General features: G+C 73.3%; 16 protein-coding genes. 12 read left to right on the top strand and 4 right to left on the bottom strand.

From position 1 onward, the window contains the following. Positions 1-177: 177 nt before the first annotated feature. On the bottom strand, positions 178-1704 hold the full coding sequence (locus tag CRP49_RS42465) for an amino acid permease (RefSeq protein WP_094217616.1): 1527 nt from the start codon (positions 1702-1704) through the stop codon (positions 178-180). A 50-nt stretch (positions 1705-1754) separates the two neighbouring features. Continuing rightward, on the bottom strand, positions 1755-2735 hold the full coding sequence (locus CRP49_RS42460; RefSeq protein WP_097258685.1) for a hypothetical protein: 981 nt from the start codon (positions 2733-2735) through the stop codon (positions 1755-1757). A gap of 255 nt (positions 2736-2990) precedes the next feature. Here CRP49_RS42460 and CRP49_RS42455 point away from each other — a divergent pair, with 255 nt between their 5' ends. Genes CRP49_RS42455 through CRP49_RS48690 form a run of 3 tightly spaced genes read left to right on the top strand, consistent with a single transcriptional unit; the run spans position 2991 to position 7365 of the window. After that, entirely contained in the window at positions 2991-4421 is a 1431-nt protein-coding gene (locus tag CRP49_RS42455; RefSeq protein WP_097258684.1) for an FGGY family carbohydrate kinase, read from the top strand. Continuing rightward, positions 4418-5821: an FAD-dependent oxidoreductase gene (locus tag CRP49_RS42450; protein ID WP_097258683.1), complete on the top strand. Its 1404-nt coding sequence runs from the start codon at positions 4418-4420 to the stop codon at positions 5819-5821. Before CRP49_RS42455 ends, CRP49_RS42450 begins: the two co-directional genes overlap by 4 nt. Beyond that, on the top strand, positions 5818-7365 hold the full coding sequence (locus CRP49_RS48690) for an NAD(P)/FAD-dependent oxidoreductase (protein WP_257033824.1): 1548 nt from the start codon (positions 5818-5820) through the stop codon (positions 7363-7365). Before CRP49_RS42450 ends, CRP49_RS48690 begins: the two co-directional genes overlap by 4 nt. 165 nt (positions 7366-7530) lie before the next feature. On the opposite strand, the gene CRP49_RS42435 is transcribed toward CRP49_RS48690, so the two are convergent. Further along, the gene (locus tag CRP49_RS42435; protein ID WP_097258682.1) at positions 7531-8295 is read right to left on the bottom strand and encodes a crotonase/enoyl-CoA hydratase family protein; all 765 of its coding nucleotides are present in this window, start codon (positions 8293-8295) and stop codon (positions 7531-7533) included. Positions 8296-8339: 44 nt separating this feature from the next. Beyond that, positions 8340-9323, bottom strand: coding sequence for a lysylphosphatidylglycerol synthase transmembrane domain-containing protein (locus CRP49_RS42430; protein WP_257033823.1), 984 nt, complete (start codon positions 9321-9323; stop codon positions 8340-8342). Between the two features lie 186 nt (positions 9324-9509). On the opposite strand from CRP49_RS42430, the gene CRP49_RS42425 reads away from it, so the two are divergent. The 9 genes from CRP49_RS42425 (at position 9510) to CRP49_RS42385 (ending at position 22364) form a co-directional block, all read left to right on the top strand. Then, on the top strand, positions 9510-11387 hold the full coding sequence (locus CRP49_RS42425; RefSeq protein ID WP_097259326.1) for an ABC transporter ATP-binding protein: 1878 nt from the start codon (positions 9510-9512) through the stop codon (positions 11385-11387). Positions 11388-11575: 188 nt separating this feature from the next. Beyond that, entirely contained in the window at positions 11576-12934 is a 1359-nt protein-coding gene (locus tag CRP49_RS42420) for a lectin (protein ID WP_097258680.1), read from the top strand. A gap of 22 nt (positions 12935-12956) precedes the next feature. Beyond that, positions 12957-15146, top strand: coding sequence for an RICIN domain-containing protein (locus CRP49_RS42415; RefSeq protein ID WP_097258679.1), 2190 nt, complete (start codon positions 12957-12959; stop codon positions 15144-15146). Positions 15147-15224: 78 nt separating this feature from the next. Beyond that, positions 15225-17600 (top strand): glycoside hydrolase family 65 protein, encoded by a 2376-nt coding sequence (locus tag CRP49_RS42410; protein ID WP_097258678.1) that lies wholly within the window; start codon positions 15225-15227, stop codon positions 17598-17600. A 45-nt stretch (positions 17601-17645) separates the two neighbouring features. Beyond that, positions 17646-18413 (top strand): LytTR family DNA-binding domain-containing protein, encoded by a 768-nt coding sequence (locus CRP49_RS42405; RefSeq protein WP_097258677.1) that lies wholly within the window; start codon positions 17646-17648, stop codon positions 18411-18413. Between the two features lie 115 nt (positions 18414-18528). Further along, positions 18529-18867: a hypothetical protein gene (locus tag CRP49_RS42400; RefSeq protein WP_097258676.1), complete on the top strand. Its 339-nt coding sequence runs from the start codon at positions 18529-18531 to the stop codon at positions 18865-18867. Beyond that, the gene (locus CRP49_RS42395) at positions 18864-20615 is read left to right on the top strand and encodes a cation acetate symporter (RefSeq protein ID WP_097258675.1); all 1752 of its coding nucleotides are present in this window, start codon (positions 18864-18866) and stop codon (positions 20613-20615) included. The genes CRP49_RS42400 and CRP49_RS42395 overlap by 4 nt, the downstream gene beginning before the upstream one ends. Next, positions 20612-21820 (top strand): sensor histidine kinase, encoded by a 1209-nt coding sequence (locus tag CRP49_RS42390; protein WP_097258674.1) that lies wholly within the window; start codon positions 20612-20614, stop codon positions 21818-21820. Before CRP49_RS42395 ends, CRP49_RS42390 begins: the two co-directional genes overlap by 4 nt. Before the next feature lie 55 nt (positions 21821-21875). Then, positions 21876-22364, top strand: coding sequence for a DUF6817 domain-containing protein (locus CRP49_RS42385; RefSeq protein ID WP_257033822.1), 489 nt, complete (start codon positions 21876-21878; stop codon positions 22362-22364). Positions 22365-22385 lie beyond the last annotated feature (21 nt).

Here is a 22385-nt window from a genome sequence, read left to right as displayed (position 1 = left end):
CCGGGGCGCAAAGCTGCTGCGGAGAGCCTGATGTGAAGTCTCATCACGTTGTCACCTGCTCGATGTCCGGAATGTGCGATCGCGCCGCCACCGGATCACCGGCGGTCGGCGCGATCGTTCATCCTGCCGTATCCGGCACACCAGTTCGTACCAGGACCGGTGCCGTGAGCAGCCGTCTCAGACGATGCCCTCGGCGAGTTCGGCCTGGTCGCGGTCGCTGCCGTACGCGGCCGTGGTGGGCGTTCCGTACGAACGACGGGCGACGTACCACCAGATGCTGGCCAGGACCAGGACGACGACGAGGGCCACGGCCGCGTAGTTCATCGTGTCCACCGTGACCGGCGAGGACTGCGGCAGGCAGAACAGGACCGTCACACAGGCCACCCACACCACCGCGATCCAGCCGACCGGCCTGCTCCACCGGCCCAGGCTCCACGGACCCGGCTGGAAACGGTCGCCCGCGCGCAGCCGCAGCAGGACCGGGATGGCGTAGGCGGGGGTGATGCCGATGACGTTGATGGCGGTGACCGCGCCGTACGCCGTCGCCGAGTACAGGGACGGCAGGGCCAGGACACCCGCGACGATCACCGACAGCCACACGGCGGCGACCGGGGTCTGGGTGCGGTTGCTGACCTTGCGCCACAGGTGCGAGCCCGGCAGGGCACCGTCCCGGCTGAACGCGAACACCATGCGGCTGGCCGCGGCCACCTCGGCGTTCCCGCAGAACAGCTGGGCGACGATCACGACCAGCAGCAGCGCGCTCGCGCCGTCGGTGCCGAGGCCGTCGAGCAGGATCTGCGCGGGCGGCACGCCGGTGTCGGTGGTGCGCGTGGCGTCGTAGTCCTGGATGGCGAAGGTCAGGCCGGCGAGCAGGACGAAGCCCGCGATCCACGACACCCAGATGGACCGTACGATGCCCTTCGCCGCCGACACCGAGGCGTTGGAGGTCTCCTCGGAGAGGTGGGCGGAGGCGTCGTAGCCGGAGAACGTGTACTGGGCGAGCAGCAGGCCGATCGCGGCCACGTAGAGCGGGCTCGACCAGCCGGTGTCGTTCACGAACTTGGTGAACACGAAGGACGGCGACTGGTGGTGGTCGGGGACGATCGCCAGCGCTCCGACGATGAGGGCGACACCGGCCAGGTGCCACCAGACGCTGACCGAGTTGAGCACGCTGACCAGGCGGACGCCGAACAGGTTCAGCACGGCGTGCAGCAGCAGGATCGCGCAGAAGATCAGCATGGTCCTGCCGGGCGTCGGCTCGAAGCCCCATTGGAGGTTGGCGAAGGCCCCGGTGAACAGGGCGGCGCCGTAGTCGATGCCGGCGATCGCGCCGAGCAGACCGAGCAGATTCAGCCAGCCCGTGTACCAGCCCCAGCGCCGGCCGCCGAGCCGGTCGGCCATGTAGTACAGCGCGCCGGAGGTCGGATAGGCGCTGGTGACCTCGGCGAGGGCGAGGCCGACGCACAGCACGAACAGGCCGACGCCCGCCCAGCCCCACAGCATCACGGCGGGCCCGCCGGTGCCCAGGCCGAAGCCGTACAGGGTCATGCAGCCGGACAGGATCGAGATCACCGAGAAGCTGATCGCGAAGTTGCCGAAGCCGCCCATGCGGCGGGCCAGCACCGGGCGGTAGCCCAGCTCGCGCAGCCGCTGTTCCTCGTCGTGCTGCGGCCGGGCGGGGGTGGGCGAGGGATCGGGGGACATGCGGAGACCTCCGGGGGTGAGGAAGGAGAGGCGGGGAAGGAGAAAGGGCGTCAGGCGCCCTCGGCGGCCGCCCGGCAGCGGTCCCTGGCCTGCAGGAAGACCTCCACGGCACGGCCGCGGTCGGGGGTGCGGTACATCCAGGGCGGCGGCGTGACGTACGGGCCGATCGCGTCGAACACCCGGGCCGCGTCCGGGAACTGCAGGGCGCCCCACAGGGCGTGGGCCAGGTGGTTGAGGTCCAGCAGCGAGCGTTCGGGCCGGGGCGACTGCTCGAACCAGGAGTGCAGCGCCCGGCGCGCCTCGCGGGTCGCGTCCTCCGCCACCCAGTGCAGGTCGAGCGCCGCGTCGTGCCCGCTGCCGCGCCGGTAGCGCTCAACCCGGACGTACAGCGGCAGCAGGTGGAGCGCGGACCCGGGCGGCGCCGATCCGGCCGCCCACTGGGCGTAGCCCGTGGCCTCTGCGAGCCGGTCCGAGGAGCCGATCGTGTACAGGAACTGCAGCATCCGGTGGTGGGCCTCGCGGTTGTGCGGGTCGCGCCGGCCGACCTCGGCCAGCAGCCCCCACGGGCCCGGCGGCAGCACCGGCTCCGGCGGCGGCGCCCGGTGCTCGTCCCAGCGCTGCTGCGGGTCCAGCTGGGCCAGCGCCAGCAGACACACCCAGGGCACGGGGTCCTGCGGAGCGGTCTGGGTGGCGGACTGCGCGGCGTCCCACGCCTCGATCCACAACTCGTGCGTACGGCGGTGCCGTTCGCGCTGCGCCCGCAGGGCCCGCTCCACGCCGACCCGGGCGTGCATCACCGCGGCCGGCACGCTCTGCGGCTCCTCCGCGAGCCAGGCCCGCACCACATCGGTACCGGCCGCCGCGGCCGCGAGGATCTGGGTGCGCTGGGTCCACTGCCACCAGCTCGTGGTGTCCGCGAGCAGCGCGCGCATCGCCATCCAGCGCCCGGTGCGCAGATCCTGGAGGGCGGTACGTAAGGAACCGTCGTGGCCGGCGGGGTCGTAGGAAGGCCGTGCTCCTTCTCTGGCCATCAGCCACCCGCCCCGGTCCGCGAGCGGACGGGCGGGGTGGCGGGGTGCGGTAGCAACAGCCCTCCTCTGGGCGGTGGTCGAGCGCCTCCGTGCGGGTCGGCGGTCACTATAGGGGCGTCCCTTCCGCCTTGCCATTGTTGTCAACTCAACTAACTGGGTGGCCAGTTGATCGACGACCGGCCGAGCTTGACGCCGGACACGGCCCGGCGGCAGGCTGTTCGCGCCGATCTTCGAAGGGGTGTGCGGGAGGATGCGATGACGGGGCCGGTGCTCGCCGTCGACCAGGGCACGTCCGGCACCAAGGCCCTGGTGGTCTGCCCCGAACGCGGCGTCCTCGGGGCCGGGTTCGCCGCCGTGACCCCCCGCTACCTGCCCGGAGGTCTGGTCGAGGTGGACCCGGCCGAGCTGTACGCCTCGGTGCTCGACGCCGGTCGCCGCGCACTCGCCGAGGCGGGCGAGGACGTTGTGGCGATGGGCCTGGCCAACCAGGGCGAGACCGTCCTCGCCTGGGACCCGGCGACCGGCCGCCCGCTGACAGACGCCCTCGTCTGGCAGGACCGGCGCGCCGAGACCGTCTGCACCGAACTCGCCGAGCACGCCGAGGAGTTGCGGCAGCTGACCGGCCTGCCCCTGGATCCCTACTTCGCGGCACCCAAGATGGCCTGGATCCGCCGCAGTCTCACCCGCGAGGGCGTCGTCACCACCTCCGACGCCTGGCTGGTCCACCGCCTCACCGGCGCCTTCGTCACCGACGCGGCCACCGCCGGCCGTACCCAGCTCCTCGACCTGGACCGCGCCGAGTGGTCGCCGCGGGCGCTGGAGACCTACGGGCTGTCGGACGAACGGCTCCCGCAGGTGGTCGACAACGCCCAACCCATCGGCATCACCGCGGCGTTCGGCCCCGAGATCCCGCTCACCGGACTCGCCGTCGACCAGCAGGCCGCCCTGCTCGCCCAGCGCGTCACCGGGCCCGGCGCCGCCAAGTGCACCTACGGCACCGGCGCGTTCCTGCTCGCGCACACCGGCGGCACACCCCGGCGCGGCACCTCCGGCCTGGTCAGCTGTGTCGCCTGGCGGCTCGCCGGAGACACCGGCTACTGCCTCGACGGGCAGGTCTACACGGCCGCCTCCGCCGTGCGCTGGCTCACCGACCTCGGCGTCATCTCCTCGGCCGCCGACCTCGACCCGGTCGGCGGCGCCGTCCCCGACAGCGGCGGCGTCACCTTCGTCCCCGCCCTCGCCGGGCTCGCCGCCCCCTGGTGGCGCGGCGACCTGCGCGGCTCCCTGACCGGACTCGGCCTCGACACCGGACCCGGACACCTGGTGCGCGCCCTGTGCGAGGGCCTGGCGGCCCAGGTCGTCGAGCTGGCGGAGGCGGCCGCGGCCGACCTCGGCACCCCGCTCGACGCGCTGCGCGTCGACGGCGGCCTGACCCGCTCGGCGCTCCTCATGCAGACCCAGGCCGACCTGCTGCAACGCCCCGTCGAGGTCTCCGCGCTGCCCGACGCCACCGCACTCGGTGCCGCCACCCTCGCCCGGCTCGGCGCGGACCCCGCGCTGAGCGTGGCAGACGCCCTGCCCGACTGGAAGCCCGCCGCCGTGTACGAGCCCCGCATCCCGGCCGACCAGGCAGCCGAACGTCTGGCCGGCTTCCGCAGCGCGGTCGCCGCCCTGCTCGGCTCATGACGGTCACCGCGGAGGGGCCGCTGCCCGAGCGGACGTACGACGTGGCGGTCGTAGGCGCCGGAGTCGTCGGCTGCGCCATCGCGCGCGAACTCGCCCGCCACCCCCGGCTGCGCATCGCCCTGGTCGAGGCCCAGGACGACGTCGGCCAGGGCACCTCGAAGGCCAACACCGCGATCCTGCACACCGGTTTCGACGCGACCCCGGGCTCCCTGGAGGCCCGGCTGGTCCGCGAGGGGTACCAGCGGCTGGCCGCGTACGCCGCCGAGTCCGGCATCCCCGTCGAACGGGTCGGCGCCCTGCTCGTCGCCTGGGACGAGGAGCAGCTCGCCGCCCTGCCCCGGCTCGCCGAGAAGGCCGAGCGCAACGACTGCCCGGACACCCGGCTCCTCGGCGCCGACGAGCTGTACGCCCGCGAACCACACCTCGGTCCCGGCGCCCTCGGTGCCCTGCACGTGCCCGGCGAGAGCATCATCTGCCCGTGGACGACGACCCTGGCGTACGCCACCCAGGCGGTTCGCGCGGGTGTCGACCTGCACCTGAACACCCGTGTGGAGCAGTCCAGTCGGGATGGGCGCGGTCATCTCCTGACCACCTCCAGAGGCACCCTGCGCGCCCGCCGTCTGGTCAACGCGGCCGGGCTGCACGCCGACACCCTCGACCGGGCCCTCGGCCACGACGACTTCACCGTCACCCCGCGCCGCGGCCAGCTCATCGTCCACGACAAGCTCGCCCGCCCCCTGGTCCGGCACATCCTCCTCCCCGTCCCGACCGCCCTCGGCAAGGGCGTCCTGGTCGCCCCCACCGTCTACGGCAACGTCCTGCTCGGCCCCACCGCCGAGGACCTGCACGACAAGCGGGCCACCGGCTCCACCGCCGAAGGTCTCGCCCTGCTGCGGGAGAAGGGCGGCCGCATCCTGCCCGCACTGCTGCGGGAGGAGGTCACCGCCGTCTACGCCGGGCTGCGCGCGGCCACCGAGCACGAGGACTACAGGATCACCGCTCACCCCGAGCAGGCGTACGTCACCGTCGGCGGCATCCGCTCCACCGGCCTGACCGCGTCCCTGGCCATCGCCGCCCACGTCGTCGGCCTGCTGACCGGCACCGGGCTCGATCCCGGACCTGCGCGGGACCTCGACCCGGTCCGCATGCCCAACCTCGGCGAGGCCTTCCCGCGCCCCCACCAGCGGCCCGAACTCGTCGCCGCCGACCCGGAGTACGGCACCCTCGTCTGCCACTGCGAGCGCGTCTCCCGCGGCGAGATCCGCGATGCCCTGGCCGGTACGATCCCGCCGCGCACCCTGGACGGCCTGCGCCGCCGCACCCGGGCCCGGGCGGGCCGCTGCCAGGGCTTCTACTGCGGGGCGGCGGTACGGCAGCTGTTCGAGGAGGCGCGCCCATGACCGCCGACCGCCGGGTCGACGTCCTCGTCGTCGGCGCCGGTCCCGCCGGACTCGCCGCCGCGGCCCGGCTGGCCGCCGCCGGAGCCGGCCGGGTCGAGGTGCTGGAGCGGGAGGCACAGGCCGGGGGAGTGCCCCGGCACTGCGCCCACGGCGGCTTCGGCACGTGGACGCATCCGCTGACCGGACCGGGGTACGCGCGGCTGCTCGTCGAGGCCGCCGTGCGCGCGGGTGCCGTGGTGCGGACCGGGGTGACCGTCCTCGACTGGGCGGATCCCGGGGCGGGACCGACGCCCCCCGGCGCATCCGGCCGGACGACTGCGGACGGAGCCGATGGGGCGACGCTGGGCGGACCGGGCCCGGTGGCGCCGGGCGGACGGGGAGTGGTGGCGTGGGACGGATCGGGCCGTAAGGCGCTGGACGGGCGGAGCGAGGCGGCCCCGGACGGAGCGTGGTGGATGGCGTCGGGCGGACCGGGCCCGGTGGCGCAGGGCGGTTCCGGTTGCATGGCGCCGGGCGGACGGGGAGCGGTGGCGTGGGACGGATCGGGCCGTAGGGCGCCGGACGGATTGGACCGAAAGGCGCCGGTCGGGCGGAGCGAGGCGGCCCCGGACGGAGCGTGGTGGATGGCGTCGGGCGGACTGGGCCCGGTGGCGCAGGGCGGTTCCGGTTGCATGGCGCCGGGCGGACGGGGAGCGGTGGCGTGGGACGGATCGGGCCGTAAGGCCCCGGACGGATCGGACCGAAAGGCGCCGGTCGGGCGGAGCGAGGCGGCCCCGGACGGAGCGTGGTGGATGGTGCCGGGCCGGCCTGGCGCGACGCCGCCGGGCGGTTCGGGTGCCGCGGCGCCGGGCGTCGGCGGTGGGCGCGTCGGCAACACCTCCGACTGGCCGGGCGCGGTCCTCACGACCGTTGGCCCCGACGGGCCGGAGACGATCGCGGCGCGGGCCGTCGTCCTGGCCACCGGCTCCCGTGAACGCCCCCGCGCGGCCCGCCTGGTGCCTGGCACCCGGCCCGCCGGTGTCTACACCACCGGCGAACTCCAGCAGGCGGTGCACCTGTTCGGGCAGTCGATCGGCATCCGTGCGGTGGTGGTCGGTGCGGAGGGCGTCTCGTACGCGGCGGCCGACACCGTCCGCGCCGCCGGGGCCGAGGTCGTCGCCCTGCTCACGGAACACCCGCGCGCCCAGGTGACACCCTTCCGCGCCCACTCGGCCCGCCTCCGGCACCGGATCCCGCTCCTCACGGACACCACGGTCACGGAACTCCTCGGCCACGGCCGCCTGTCCGGCGTCCGCGTCCGCCACCGCGACGGCCGTACGGCCGTCCTGCCCTGCGACACGGTCGTCTTCACCGGTGACTTCGTCCCCGACAACGAACTCGCGCGCCGCGCCGGCATCGCTCTGGGCACGAGCCCGTACACCTCACGTCCGGGTGTGTTCGCCGCCGGAGCCCTCCTGCACCCGGGCCGGAGTGCCTGGGCGGCGCACCGGGCCGGGACCGAGGCGGGCGGCGCGGTCCTGGACTGGCTGGCGGGAGGGGCGTAGGGCCGGCGGCCGGGTGTGGTGGCGGTCTCGGACCGGCCGCCGCCGAGGGCGTGGGCGCGGTCCCGGACGCGCCGGCGGGAGTCGAGCAGCCGGATCGGCATGCCGCCGAATCCCACCCGGCCGAACCGGCCGATCACGCCACGCCCGCCGCCAACCGCAGGTGCCTCACAGGTCCGAAAAGGACCCGTGCCGCCCCGCACCTCCGGCGAACCGGGCCGCCCCTTCCAGCCCCTCCGCCAGCACTTCCATGCCGTACCGCAGTTCACCCCGCATTGCGGCTTCCTCGTCCATCCCTTCCTGGTCCAGCACCGAGGCCCGGTCGCCGCGCAGGCAGGCCTGGGGGAAGCGGGCGACGGCCGCCGCCAGTTCCTCGGCCTCCGCGCGGGCGTGGCCGGTGGGCACGAGTCGGTTGGCGAGGCCGATGTCGTAGGCCTCGCGGGCCGGGACAGCGCGGCCGGTCAGGATCATGTCCATGGCCCGGCTGGTGCCGATCAGCCGGGGCAGCCGTACCGTGCCGCCGTCGATCAGCGGTACGCCCCAGCGGCGGCAGAACACCCCGAACACGGCGTCCTCCTCGGCGACCCGGAGATCGCACCACAGGGCCAGTTCGAGACCGCCCGCGACGGCGTGCCCCGCGACCGCGGCGATGACCGGCTTGGACAGCCGCATCCGGGTCGGACCCATCGGCCCGTCGCCCTCCTCGGCGACCCGGTTGCCGCGCTCGCCGCCCATCGCCTTCAGATCGGCGCCCGCGCAGAACGTGCCGCCCTCGCCCCACAGCACCGCCACCCGCGCGTTCTCGTCGGCCTCGAAGTCCCGGAAGGCCGAGGCGAGTTCGGCGGCCGTCGGGCCGTCCACCGCGTTACGGACCTCGGGGCGGGACAGGACGATCGTGGTGACGTGCTCCTTGTGCTCCACGCGGACCGGCACGGCGGTGCTCCTTCTGAGGGGGCGGCTCGGACGGCCACTCTGCCTCAGATGACCTTCAGCCGCACCAGCGCCCCCAGCGTCAACGCGCCCGGCAGCAGCGGCACCCACACGGTGATGATGCGGTAGGCGAGCACCACCGCCGTGGCCACCGCCACCGGGCCGCCCGCCGCCACCAGCGCCACGATCAGCGCCGCCTCGACGGAGCCGAGCCCGCCCGGCGTGGGCACCAGCGCCACCGCGACCGTCGCGGCGAGGTACGCGAGCGCCATGTGCGCGGGCGGCACCGGCAGCCCCAGCGCCTGCCCCACCGCCACCAGGCCGGTCGCCTGCAGCGCGGGGAAGGCGAGCGAGCCGCCCCACAGCGCCAGCGCCCGGGCCGGACGCGTGTGCACCGAGCGGGCCTCGCCCAGGGCGGTGCGGACGAAGCCGAGCACCGGCGTGCGCAGGCGTCGTACGAGCAGTAGCGCGGCCACGGCCACCGCCAGCGCCGCGCCCACGATGGTCAGCACCGGTCCGACGGCCCCGTCGGGGATCAGGGTGCCGAGCCGCAGCGCGTCGGGGAAGGCGAGCAGCAGCGCGGCCAGCAGGCTCAGCCGGCCGACCGACTCGGCGAGCAGGTACAGGGCGAGCGCGGCGGAGGAGCGGGCCAGCGGCACGCCGCACACGCTCATGAACCGCAGGTTGACCGCGCCCGCGCCCAGACCCGTCGGCAGCAGGTGGTTGGCCGAGCCCGCCGCGAACTGTGTCGCCAGCAGCCGCCACCGGGGCAGCCGCTGGACCACGGCGCCCTGCCGGGTGACGGCCGCGGCCACCCAGGTCATGCAGGTGGCGCCGACCGCCGCCAGCAGCCAGGGCCAGGAGGCGGTCCGCAGCTGGCCGAAGCCCTCGGCGAGCACCGACCGGTGCCGCACCGCGACGATCGCGACGAGCAGGAGCGGAATCAGGCACAGGGTCTGCCGTACGGGGACGCGCCGGGCGAGCCGGGCCAGGCGTCCCTCGCGGAGGTCGGGGAGTCGTACCGCTGTCACATCGGGAGAGGTTCTCCGGGCCGTGCCAACGGCGGGTGGCGGAAGCGGGGACGGCGGCTTACGGACGGGCAGCGGATGAGCGGGGAGGGTCATGGGGGCCTTTGGGTACCAGAACGTCGGTGGGGTGGAAATGGCGCGGACATTGACCTCAACGAAGCTTGAGGTCCTACGTTCTCTCCCATGAGCATGGAGACCACCGCCTGGACGCAGCTGCACAGCGTGATGACCGCGCAGCAGGAGCGCCGCCCCTTCGCCCGCGCCACACTGCGCCGTATCGCCGCCTTCGCCCGCCCGCACCGCGCGGGCATCCTCCGTTTCGTGCTCCTCGGGGTGGTGACCGCCCTCCTCGCCGTCGCGACACCCGTGCTCGCCGGCCACGTCGTCGACACGATCGTGGCGGGGCACGACTCCGGGAAGGTCGTACGGCTGTCCCTGCTCATCGCGCTCGTCGCCCTCGCGGAGGCGGGGCTCGGCATCCTCGGCCGGCGCCTGTCGGCGACGCTCGGGGAGGGACTCATCCTCGACCTGCGCACGGCCGTGTTCGATCATGTGCAGCGCATGCCCGTCGCGTTCTTCACACGTACTCGTACGGGCGCGCTGGTCAGCCGTCTCAACAACGACGTGATCGGCGCCCAGCGGGCGTTCGCCAACACCCTGTCGGGCGTGGTGACCAACCTGGTGACCCTGCTGCTCACCCTCGCCGTCATGCTCACCCTGTCCTGGCAGATCACCCTGCTCGCGCTGGTGCTGCTGCCGGTGTTCGTACTGCCGGCCCGCCGCATGGGCAGCCGGATGGCCGGGATGCAGCGGGAGGCGGCGGCGCTGAACGCGGCCATGGGCACCCGGATGACCGAGCGGTTCTCCGCACCCGGCGCCACCCTGGTCAAGCTGTTCGGCCGCCCGGAGGAGGAGTCCGCCGAGTTCGCGGACCGCGCCCGCCGGGTGCGCGACATCGGGGTGCGCACGGCGACCGCCCAGTCCGTCTTCATCACCGCCCTCACCCTCGTCTCCGCCCTCGCCCTGGCCCTGGTCTACGGCCTCGGCGGCTGGTTCGCGCTGCGCGGCACCCTGGAGGCGGGCGCGGTCGTCTCCCTCGCGCTGCTGCTGACCCGGCTCTACGCCCCGCTCACCGCGCTCGCCGGAGCCCGGGTGGAGGTGATGAGCGCGCTGGTCAGCTTCGAGCGGGTCTTCGAGGTGCTCGACCTGAAGCCGCTCATCGAGGAGAAGCCGGACGCCGTCGAGGTGCCCGAGGGCCCGGTCGCGGTCGAGTTCGAGGACGTCACCTTCGCCTACCCCTCCGCCGACCAGGTCTCCCTCGCCTCCCTGGAGGAGGTCGCCGCCCTCGACACCCGCGGCGGCGTCGAAGTCCTGCACGGCATCTCCTTCCGCGCCGAACCCGGCCAGACCGTCGCCCTGGTCGGCTCCTCCGGCGCCGGAAAGTCCACCATCGCCCAGCTCCTGCCGCGCCTGTACGACGTCGACGCCGGCGCCGTCCGCATCGGCGGGACCGACGTCCGGGACCTGACCGCCGCCTCGCTGCGGGCCACCCTCGGCATGGTCACCCAGGACGGCCACCTCTTCCACGACACCGTCCGCGCCAACCTGCTGCTGGCCCGCCCGGCCGCCACGGACGAGGAGCTGTGGGACGCCCTCGGCCGCGCCCGCCTCGCCGAGGTCGTACGGTCCCTGCCCGACGGTCTCGACACGGTCGTCGGCGAACGCGGCTACCGGCTCTCCGGCGGCGAACGCCAGCGCGTGACGATCGCCCGGCTGCTGCTCGCCCGCCAGCGCGTGGTCATCCTCGACGAGGCCACCGCCCACCTGGACAACACCTCGGAGGCGGCCGTCCAGGAGGCGCTCACCGAGGCCCTGGAGGGCCGTACCGCCGTGGTGATCGCCCACCGCCTGTCCACCGTCCGGGCCGCCGACCGGATCCTGGTCGTCGAGGCCGGCCGGATCGTGGAACGGGGCACGCACGAGGAGCTGTTGGCGGCGGGCGGACGGTACGCGGAGCTGCACCGCACGCAGTTCGCCCAGCGGGACGACGAGGTGGCGACGGCCTGAGTGAGCGGCAGGGGGGTGGGTTGCCGGTGGGTTGCCGCCGGGTTGCCGCCCACCCCCTTGACTCCAGTTGGTCCGGACCTTTAACTTCACGCCTTAAACAAAGACTCCGGATGCACTCAACACCCATTCGCCACACCTGTGTTGGGCCTGCGCCCGGGCACCCCCCACGCGAAAGGCCGCCCCCGCCCATGGCCAGACCACTCCCCGCAGCCGTCTCGCTCGCCGCCCTGTCCCTCGCCACCGGCCTGCTCACCGCCGCCCCGGCCCAGGCCGCCACCGGCGCCATCACCGGCCTCGCCGGCAAGTGCCTCGACGTGGCCGGGGCAAGTTCCGCCGACGGCACGGCCGTCCAGCTCTACGACTGCAACGGCACCGCCGCCCAGCAGTGGACCGTCGGCAGCGACGGCACCATCCGCGCCCTGGGCAAGTGCCTCGACGTCACCGGGAACGCGACCGCCGACGGCGCCAAGGCCCAGCTCTGGTCCTGTAGCGGCGGCGCGAACCAGAAGTGGACGGTCACCGCCGCCCACGACATCGTCAACCCGCAGGCGAACAAGTGCCTGGACGTCACCGACAACTCCTCGGCCAACGGCGCCCGCGCCCAGATATGGACCTGCACCGGCGCCGCCAACCAGAAGTGGAACGCGCCCGCGGCGGACAGCGGCACGACCCCGTCCGCGCCGATGGCCGTCGCGCCGTACCTCTACAACGGCTGGGGCAGCCCGCCCAGCCCGACCACCATCACCCAGGCCACCGGCGTCAAGTGGTTCACGCTCGCCTTCGTGCTCAGCAACGGCTACTGCAACCCTCAGTGGGACGGCAGCCGCCCGCTGACCGGCGGGGTGGACCAGCAGACCGTCAACACCGTGCGGGCGAACGGCGGTGACGTGATCCCGTCCTTCGGCGGCTACAGCGGCAACAAGCTGGAGAGCTCCTGCTCCAGCGCGGGCGAACTCGCCGGCGCCTACCAGAAGGTGATCAACGCCTACGGTCTGAAGGCGATCGACATCGACATCGAGGCCGACGCCTACAGCAACCCCACCGTGCAGCAGCGCACCGTGGACGCCCTCAAGACCGTGAAGGCGAACAACCCGGGCCTGAAGGTGTACATCACCATCGGCACCGGACAGAGCGGCCCCGACACCAGCCTCATCAACCGGGCCGCCTCCTCCGGGCTGACCGTCGACGCCTGGGCGATCATGCCGTTCGACTTCGGCGGCGCCGGACAGAACATGGGCAACCTCACCACGCAGGCCGCCGAGGGCCTGAAGAACGCGCTGAAGAACGCCTACCACTACAGCGACGACCAGGCCTACCGGGACATGGGCATCTCGTCCATGAACGGCATCACCGACAACAACGAGACCGTCACGGTGAGCGACTTCCGGACCATCCTGGCCTACGCCCAGCAGCACCACCTGGCCCGGCTCACCTTCTGGTCCGCCAACCGCGACCGCCCGTGCACCGGCGGCCCCGCCGACAGCTGCTCCGGCGTCTCCCAGTCCGCCTGGGACTACACCCGCGTCTTCGCCGCCTACACCGGCTGACCCCGTCCGCTAGGAGAAACCCGTGCCTGCCCTCACCCGCCGTCGCAGATCGACGGCCGGCGCGCTGGTCGCCGTGGCCGCCGCGTCCCTGCTCACCGCAGCACCCGCGCGCGCCGCGACCTCCGCCGCCGCCCTGCCCACCGGCCTCGCCACCGTCGTCAACGCCGCGAGCGGCAAGTGCCTGGACGCCAAGGCCGCCGCGACCGCAAACGGCACCGTCGTGCAGCAGTACGCCTGCAACAGCACCACGGCACAGCAGTGGAGCTTCACCGCGACCAGCGACGGCTACGTCCGCATCGGCAACGGCAACAACACGAACCAGGTCGTGGACGTCGCCGACGTCTCCACCGCCGACAACGCCCAGGTGCACCTGTGGAGTTACGGCGGCGGCGCCAACCAGCAGTGGCTGCCGGTGGACGACGGCGGCGGCGCCTTCCACTTCGTCAACCGCAACAGCGGCAAGTGCCTGGACGACCCGAGCGCCTCGCTCGCCGACAGCGTGCAGTTCGTGCAGTACACGTGCAACGGCACCGCCGCCCAGCGTTTCCAGGTGGTCCCGGTGACCCAGTCCACCAGCAACCCCGACCTCGGCCCGAACGTCGTCGTGTTCGACCCGTCGATGTCGTCCTCGACCATCCAGAGCAAGCTGAACTCGATCTTCCAGCAGCAGGAGACCAACCAGTTCGGCTCCCAGCGCTACGCCGTTCTGTTCAAGCCCGGCGCCTACAGCGCGGACGTCAACGTCGGCTTCTACACCCAGGTGCTGGGCCTCGGCCTCACCCCCGACGCCGTCTCCATCAACGGCGCGGTGCACGCGGAGGCGGACTGGTTCCAGGGCAACGCCACGCAGAACTTCTGGCGCGGCGCCGAGAACCTGTCGGTCAACCCCACGGGCGGCAGCGACCGCTGGGCGGTCTCGCAGGCGGCGCCGTACCGGCGGATGCATCTGCGGGGCAACCTGGCCCTGGACGACGGCGGCTGGTCCAGCGGTGGCTATCTGGCCGACAGCAAGGTCGACGGGCAGGTCAATTCCGGCACCCAGCAGCAGTGGCTGACCCGCAACTCCCAGCTGGGCAGCTGGACCGGCTCCAACTGGAACATGGTCTTCGTCGGCAGCCAGGGCGTACCGTCCACCAGCTTCCCCAACCCCCCGTACACGACGGTCGCGCAGAGCCCGGTCGGCCGGGAGAAGCCGTTCCTGTACGTCGACGGCAACGGCGCCTACCAGGTCTTCGTGCCGTCGGTGCGGTCCAACTCCACCGCGACCAGCTGGGCCGGCGGCAGCCCGGCGGGCAGCTCGCTGTCCCTGGACACCTTCTACGTCGTCAAGCCGGGCGCGACCGCGTCCCAGATCAACTCCGCGCTCGCCGCGGGCAAGAACCTCCTGGTCACCCCGGGCGTCTACCACCTGGACCAGACCCTGCAGGTGACCCGCCCCGACACCGTCGTCCTCGGCCTGGGTCTCGCCACCTTCGTCCCGGACAACGGGATCACCGCGATGACCGTCGCCGACGTCGACGGCGTCAAGATCGCGGGTCTGCTCTTCGACGCCGGCACCACCAGCTCGAAGACCCTGCTCGAGGTCGGGCCGACCGGCTCCTCCGCCTCCCACGCGGCCGACCCGACCTCCCTCCACGACGTCTACGTCCGCGTCGGCGGCGCGGGCGTCGGCAAGGCCGCCACCAGCATCGTCGTCAACAGCGACAACGTCATCGGCGACCACATGTGGATCTGGCGCGCCGACCACGGCAGCGGCGTCGGCTGGACCAGCAACACCGCCGACACCGGGCTCGTGGTCAACGGCGACAACGTGACGATGTACGGGCTGTTCGTCGAGCACTTCCAGAAGTACCAGGTGCTCTGGAACGGCAACGGCGGCCGCACCTACTTCTTCCAGAACGAGATGCCGTACGACCCGCCGAACCAGGCGGCCTGGATGAACGGCTCCACCCAGGGCTACGCCGCCTACAAGGTCGCCGACACCGTCACCAGCCACCAGGCCTACGGCCTCGGCAGCTACTGCTACTTCAACGTGAACCCGAGTGTGACCGCCGCGCGCGCCATCGAGGCACCGAACAACGCGAACGTCCGCTTCACCAGCATGGTGACCGTCTCCCTCGGCGGCACCGGCACCATCAGTCACGTCATCAACAACACGGGAGGACCCTCGAACTCGTCCACCAACGTGGCGAACCTCGTCAGCTATCCCTGACCGGCACGGCGGGCGGGTGACCCCCGCCCGCCTGCGCCGTCCCCGACATCGAGGCAGACTGGATCGAGGAGGACGACGGTGACGGGTCTGCTGTGGGAGTACGACGGCTACGATCCCGCGGAGGAACGCCTGCGGGAGTCCCTGTGCACCGTGGGCAACGGCTACTTCGCCACCCGCGGGGCGCTGCCCGAGTGCGCGGCGGACGCCGTGCACTACCCGGGCACCTACGCGGCCGGCTGCTACAACCGGCTGACCTCCGAGATCGCCGGGCGCCGGGTCGAGAACGAGGACATGGTCAACCTGCCCAACTGGCTGCCCCTCCGCTTCCGCCTCGCAGGGCATGACTGGCTCACCCCGGACACCGCCCCGGTCACCGAGCACCAGCAGATCCTCCACCTGGACCCGGGCGTGCTGGAGCGCCGTACCCGCTACGCGCTCGGCACCGACGGCACGCTCCTCGTGCGGCAGCTCCGTCTCCTCCACATGGCCGACCCGCACCTCGCCGCCCTGCGCACCGACCTCACCGCCGAGGGCCGCGCCGCCGAGCTGGACGTCGAGGCCGCGCTCGACGGGAGCGTCAGCAACTCCGGCGTGGCCCGCTACCGGGACCTGGACGGCCGCCACCTCACCCGCGTCGAGACGGGCAGCGCGGCCGCACCCGGCACGATGTGGCTGCGCTGCCACACCCGTACCTCGGACACCGCCGTCGGGCTCGCCTCGCGGCTGGCCGCCGACGTGCCGGTGTCGGACGCCCACGAGGCACAGCGGGCCGTACAGCGACTGCGGCTGTCCCTGGAACCCGGACGTACGGTCACCGTCGACAAGACCGTCGCCCTGCACACCTCCCACGACCCCGCCATCAGCGACCCGCTGCGCGCGGCCCTCGACCGGGTCGCCGACGCGCCCGGCTTCGACGAGCTGCTCACCTCGCACATCACGGCCTGGGAGCAGCTGTGGCGGCGGGCCGAACTCGACGTCCCCGGAGACCCCGGCCGCATCCTGCGCCTGCACCTCTTCCATGTGCTGCAGACCCTCTCCCCGCACACGGCCGACCTCGACGTCGGCGTGCCCGCACGCGGACTGCACGGCGAGGCATACCGCGGACACGTCTTCTGGGACGAACTGTTCGTCCTGCCCTACCTCAACCTCCACCTGCCCGAGGTCTCCCGCGCCCTGCTGCACTACCGCCACCGCCGCCTGGACGCGGCCCGGCACGCGGCCCGCGAGACCGGCCGGCGCGGGGCGCTCTACCCGTGGCAGAGCGGCAGCGACGGCCGCGAGGAGACCCAGGAACTGCACCTCAACCCGCGCTCGGGTCGCTGGCTGCCCGACCACTCCCGGCTGCAGCGGCACGTCGGCTCGGCCGTGGCCTACAACGTGTGGCAGTACTGCGAGGCCAGCGGCGACACCGACTTCCTGCACACCGAGGGCGTCGAGATGCTCCTGGAGATCGCCCGCTTCTGGGCCGACTCGGCCACCTACGACGAACACCTCGGCCGGCACCGCATCCGGGGCGTGGTCGGCCCCGACGAGTACCACGACGCCTACCCCGACGCACCCGGACCCGGCCTGGACGACAACGCGTACACGAACGTCACCGCCGTCTGGGTCCTCACCCGCACCCTGGACCTGCTGCGCACGCTGCCCGAACCGCGCCGCCGCGAACTCATCGAACAGACCGGCCTGGAGGAGGGCGAACTCGCCCGCTGGGAGGAGGTCTCCCGCACCCTGCACGTGCCCTTCCACGACGGCGTGATCAGCCAGTTCGAGGGCTACGGCGACCTCGCCGAACTGGACTGGCACGGCTACCGCGAGCGGTACGGCGACATCCGGCGCCTGGACCGGATCCTGGAGGCGGAGGGGGACACCGTCAACCGCTACAAGGCGTCCAAACAGGCCGACGTCCTGATGCTCGGCTACCTGTTCTCACCGGCCGAACTCCACTCCCTCTTCGCCTGGTTGGGCCACCGCCTCGACGAGGACACCTGGACCGCGACGGTGGACCACTACCTGCACCGCACCACGCACGGCTCGACCCTCAGCGGCCTGGTGCACGGCTGGATCCTGGCCCGCGCCCGCCGCGCCGACGCCTGGTCCTTCGTCCAGGAGGCGCTGCGCGGCGACATCGCCGACGTCCAGGGCGGCACCACCGGCGAGGGCATCCACCTCGGTGCCATGGCCGGCACCCTCGACCTCGTCCAGCGCTGCCTCACCGGCCTGGAGACCCGCGACAGCGAACTCTGGCTCGACCCGGTCCCGCTCCCGGAACTCTCCTCCTACGGCTTCTCGTTGCGCTACCAGGGCCACTGGGGCGTACGGCTGCGGCTGCGCTCCGGCCAGCTGGAGGCCGCCATGCCGAAGGCCTCGGGTCCCACCCCCATCGACATCCGGCTGCCGGACCGCGTGGTGCGCGTCGGGCCGGGGGAGAGGGTGCGGATGCGGCTGCCGGACTGACACCCTGGGTGTTCGCAGGCAAGCGGAGACGAGGAGTCGCGGGAGATGTTGCGCGCACTTGCGGTGGACGACGAGGAACCCGCGCTCGAGGAACTGCTGTACCTCCTGGGCGAGGACCCGCGGATCGGCACCGTCCTGCCCGCCCTGGACGCCACCGAGGCACTGCGCCTGCTGGAACGGGCCATGGCGGCCGGGCCGGACGGCCACGAGGCCGTCGACGTGGTCTTCCTCGACATCAACATGCCCGGACTGAGCGGCCTCGACATGGCCGAGCTGCTCGGGCGCTTCGCCGCCCCGCCGCTGATCGTCTTCGTCACCGCCCACGAGGACTTCGCACTCCGGGCCTTCGACCTCAAGGCCGTGGACTACCTGCTCAAGCCGCTGCGCAAGGAGCGCTTCGCGGAGGCCGTACGGCGCGTCGCCGAGCTGACCCGGGCCGGGCAGGGCCCGGCGGGCGTGCTCGGCGACCAGGTGCCCGTGGAACTGGGCGGGGTGACCCGCTTCGTCTCCATCGCCGACATCACCTACGTCGAGGCGCAGGGCGACTACGCGCGCCTGCACACCCCGCACGGCAGCCACCTGGTGCGGATCCCGCTGTCCACCCTGGAGGAACAGTGGCGCTCCCGCGGCTTCGTCCGCATCCACCGCAGCCGTCTGGTCGCCCTCGGCCGCATCGAGGAACTCCGCCTGGACGGCGGCAACCTGACGGTCCGGATCGGCGACCGGATCCTCGCCGTGAGCCGCCGCAACGCCCGGGAACTGCGGGACCTGCTGGCGCGGCGGGCCCAGGGCGCGGTGGGCGGGCCGCGGTGACCGCGGGCGGCTGTGGCGAGCGTGTGCCGAACCTCGTCGGGCGTCTACCTCACCCATGGCGCGCTGCGTACACTCGCCGCAACAAGGTGATCACCGCGGCGTCGGGGAGTGCGTCATGGGTGCGGAGTCCGTCCCTCGCAGGGAAGTGGTCACCGGACGGCCCGGCACCGACCGCGCCGGCCTGCCCCGGCCCCGCCCCGCGGTTCCGGCCGAAGAGGACACCGCCGTAAGGATATTGATGCATCGTCAGATGCGGGCGGCGCTCACCGCCACGGTCCTGCTCGCGGCCTCGCTGGGCCTGCTTCCCGTGACTCTGCGGCTGCTTCCGCTCGCGGACGCCTGGCCGAGCGTCTGGCTCGTCCTGGGCGTGGCGCCGTATCCCGCCCTGCTGTGCGCGGGTGCCTGGTACGTCCGCCGTGCCGAGCGCAACGAGGGTGACGTGACCGCGCGTTGAACCAGACGTACGGAATAGCCGGCGTGACGGCCGTGGTCCTGGCCACGGTGCTCGTCGGCGCGCTGGGTCTGCGCATCTCCCGGACCACCTCGGACTTCTACGTCGCCTCGCGCAGCGTCCCGCCGCGGCTCAACGCGTTCGCCGTCAGCGGCGAGTACCTGTCCGCCGCCTCCTTCCTCGGCGTCGCCGGACTGGTCCTCGCCCAGGGCGTCGACATGCTCTGGTTCCCCATCGGCTACACCGCCGGGTTCCTGGTGCTGCTGGCCTTCGTCGCCGCCCCGCTGCGCCGCTCCGGCGCCTACACCCTGCCGGACTTCGCCGAGGCACGGCTGGAGTCCCGGGCCGTGCGGCGGATCGCCAGTGTGCTCGTCGTCGGCGTCGGCTGGCTCTATCTGCTGCCCCAGCTGCGCGGCGCCGGACTGACCCTGCGGCTGCTCACCGGCGCGCCCAGCTGGTTCGGCGGCCTGGTCGTCGCCGCCGTGGTGACCGTGGCGGTGGCCTCCGGGGGCATGCGCAGCATCACCTTCGTCCAGGCGTTCCAGTACTGGCTGAAACTCACCGCCCTGCTGGTGCCCGCCGTGTTCCTGCTGCTGGCCTGGCGCGCGGACCACACCCCGGCCCCGTCCTGGGACGAACGGCCCGTCTTCCAGCGCTCCACCCCGGTGCGCTTCGACAGTCCGCTGACCCTCACCGTCCACGAGCCGGTACGGATCACCGCCACCGGAACCGTCGACGGCGAGGCCCTGGACGGCGGCCCGCTCACCCTGGAGGCGGGCACCCACCGGATCGGCGCCGACACCACGCTGCGCTTCCCGCCCGGCGCCCGCGTGCCCCTGCCCGACGAAGGCGGCGGCCACGCGGCCCCGTCGAGCTGGGCGAACCCGCTGTCGGCCGGGCGTGAGGACCACGGTCTGTACGCCACCTACGGGCTGATCCTCGCCACCTTCCTCGGCACCATGGGCCTGCCGCACGTCGTCGTGCGCTTCTACACCAACCCCGACGGCCGCGCCGCCCGCCGCACCACCGTCGTCGTACTCGGGCTGCTCGGCGCCTTCTACCTGCTGATCCCGCTCTACGGCGTGCTCGGCCGGCTCTACGCGCCCGACCTGCTGCTGACCGGCGACACCGACGCGGCCGTCCTCGTCCTGCCGCAGCGGCTGATCGGCGGAGTCGGCGGCGACCTGCTCGGCGCGCTCGTCGCGGGCGGCGCCTGCGCGGCGTTCCTGTCCACCGTCTCCGGACTCACCATGTCCGTCGCCGGCGTCCTCGCCCAGGACGTGCTGCCGACCCTCGGCATCCGGCACCTCCGGCTGGCGACGCTGCCGGCGATCGCGGTGCCCACCGCGGCCAACACGGTCGTCAGCGACCTGCCCGTGGCCGACGCCGTCGGCCTCGCCTTCGCTGTGTCCGCCTCCTCGTTCTGCCCGCTGCTCCTGCTCGGCATCTGGTGGCGCGGCCTCACCGCGCCCGGTGCCGTCGCCGGACTGCTCCTCGGCGGCGGCTCGGCGCTCACCGCGGTGACGGTGACCATCGCGGGCGGGGCCCGCTCCGGCCGGCTGCACACCCTGCTGGCCTGGCCCGCCGTCTGGTCGGTACCCGTGGGGTTCGCCGCGATGGTGCTCATCTCCCTGGCCACCCGCGACCGCGTCCCCGCGAGCGCCGCCGCCACGATGGCCCGGCTCCATCTGCCCGAGGCGCTGGCCGGCGGTGCCCTGGTGCGGGACACCCATCCGGACCGGGCCGTATGAGCGCACTCGGCACCGTCGCCCTGGCCCTCGCCGCGCTCGCGCTGTTCGCGCTCGGCGCCGCCCTCGGCCATGCCGGCGCCCGCCGGCAGCAGGAGAACCCGGCCGGTCCCGGCACCCCCGTCGAACGGGCCACCTTCCACACCCTGCACACGGCCTCGCTCGCCGCACCGCCCCTGCGCGCGGGCCTCACCGCGGACACGGCCCGCAAGGCGGCCCGGCGGCTGCGCCCCCTGCTCGGCACGGTCGCCCTCGCCCTCACCGACGAGGAGTCCGTGCTGGCCTGGGACGGCGTCGGCGACCACCACCGCGACGAGGCCGAGGCGCAGCTCGCCCATGCCCTGCGCACCGGCCGTACCCAGACCTTCGCGCTGTCCTGCGGCAACGACACCTGCCCCGTCCGCTGGGGGGTCGTGGCGCCGCTCACCGTCGACGGCCAACGGCCCGGCACGCTCGCCGCGTTCGGCGACCAGGAGTCCGCCGTGATCGTCCGGGCCGCCGAGGAAGTGGCCCGCTGGGTCTCCGTGCAGCTCGAACTCGTCGAGCTGGACCGGGCCCGCTCCGGCGTCATCGAGGCGGAGATCCGGGCCCTGCGCGCCCAGATCTCCCCGCACTTCATCTACAACTCCCTGGCGAGCATCGCCTCGTTCGTCCGTACCGACCCCGAGCGGGCCCGTGAACTCCTCCTGGAGTTCGCCGACTTCACCCGCTACTCCTTCCGCCGGGGCGGCGACTTCACCACCCTCGCGGAGGAGCTGCGCTCCATCGAGCAGTACCTCGAACTCGCCCGCGCCCGCTTCGGCAGACGCCTCGAGGTGACCCTGCGGATCGCCCCCGAGGTGCTGCCGGTCACCCTGCCCTTCCTCTGTCTGCAACCCCTCGTCGAGAACGCGCTCAAACACGGTCTGGAGGAGTCCGTGGACCGCGGCCGCATCACGATCATCGCGGAGGACGAGGGCACCGAGGCCCGGGTCGTCATCGAGGACAACGGCGTCGGCATGGACCCGCAGCGCCTGCGCGACATCCTGCGCGGCCGGGGCGGCCCGTCCGCCGGCATCGGCCTGAGCAACGTGGACACACGACTGCGCCAGGTGTACGGCGACGAACACGGCCTGGTCATCGAGACCGGCGTCGGCGCCGGCACGAAGATCACCGTACGCGTACCGAAGTTCCGCTCCGGCGTCCGTCCGGCACACCCGGCGACATGAATCCGGTGGCATGAACCCGACGACGTGAACCCGATGACATGGAAGCGTAAGTGGCATGGACACGAACATCGAGCCCGCTTCCCCTGCCCCCGCCGCCGACCAGGCCGTGGCTCTGCTGCGCGCGCTGGGGGCGGAAGGCATGGCACACCCGGGCGGCACCCTCCTCGCGCACCTGCGGCGCGTACAGGCACGGCTCGCCGTGTGGCGGGCCCGCCCCGCCCTCCAGCTCGCCGGGCTCTGCCACGCGTTCTACGGCACCGACGGCTTTCCGACCGGACTGCTGCCCGTGGACCGCCGTACGGACCTCGCGGCCGTGATCGGCGCCGAGGCCGAGGCGATCGTCTACCTGTACGCCTCCTGCGACCGGAAGGCCACCTGCAGGTCCTGGAAGCGGGTGAAGAGGGCGAGGAGGTCGGGGCCCCACCGGTCGCGGAAGGCGGGGTCGACGCGGGCGAGGTCGAGTTCGTTCGCGGCCGACAGCTCGGCGAAGTCCCGGCGCAGCTGCGGCTCCGGAACCACGGTCCTCGCCGCGACCGGGCGGTGATCCTGCCTTGCCTGTGCCGGG

Origin of the sequence: Streptomyces sp. Ag109_G2-15 (assembly GCF_900215565.1) — a bacterium.
Classification (GTDB): Bacteria; Actinomycetota; Actinomycetes; order Streptomycetales; family Streptomycetaceae; genus Streptomyces; species Streptomyces diastatochromogenes.
Note: the sequence above shows the minus strand (reverse complement) of the source record. Positions and strands in the feature narration are given on the sequence as shown.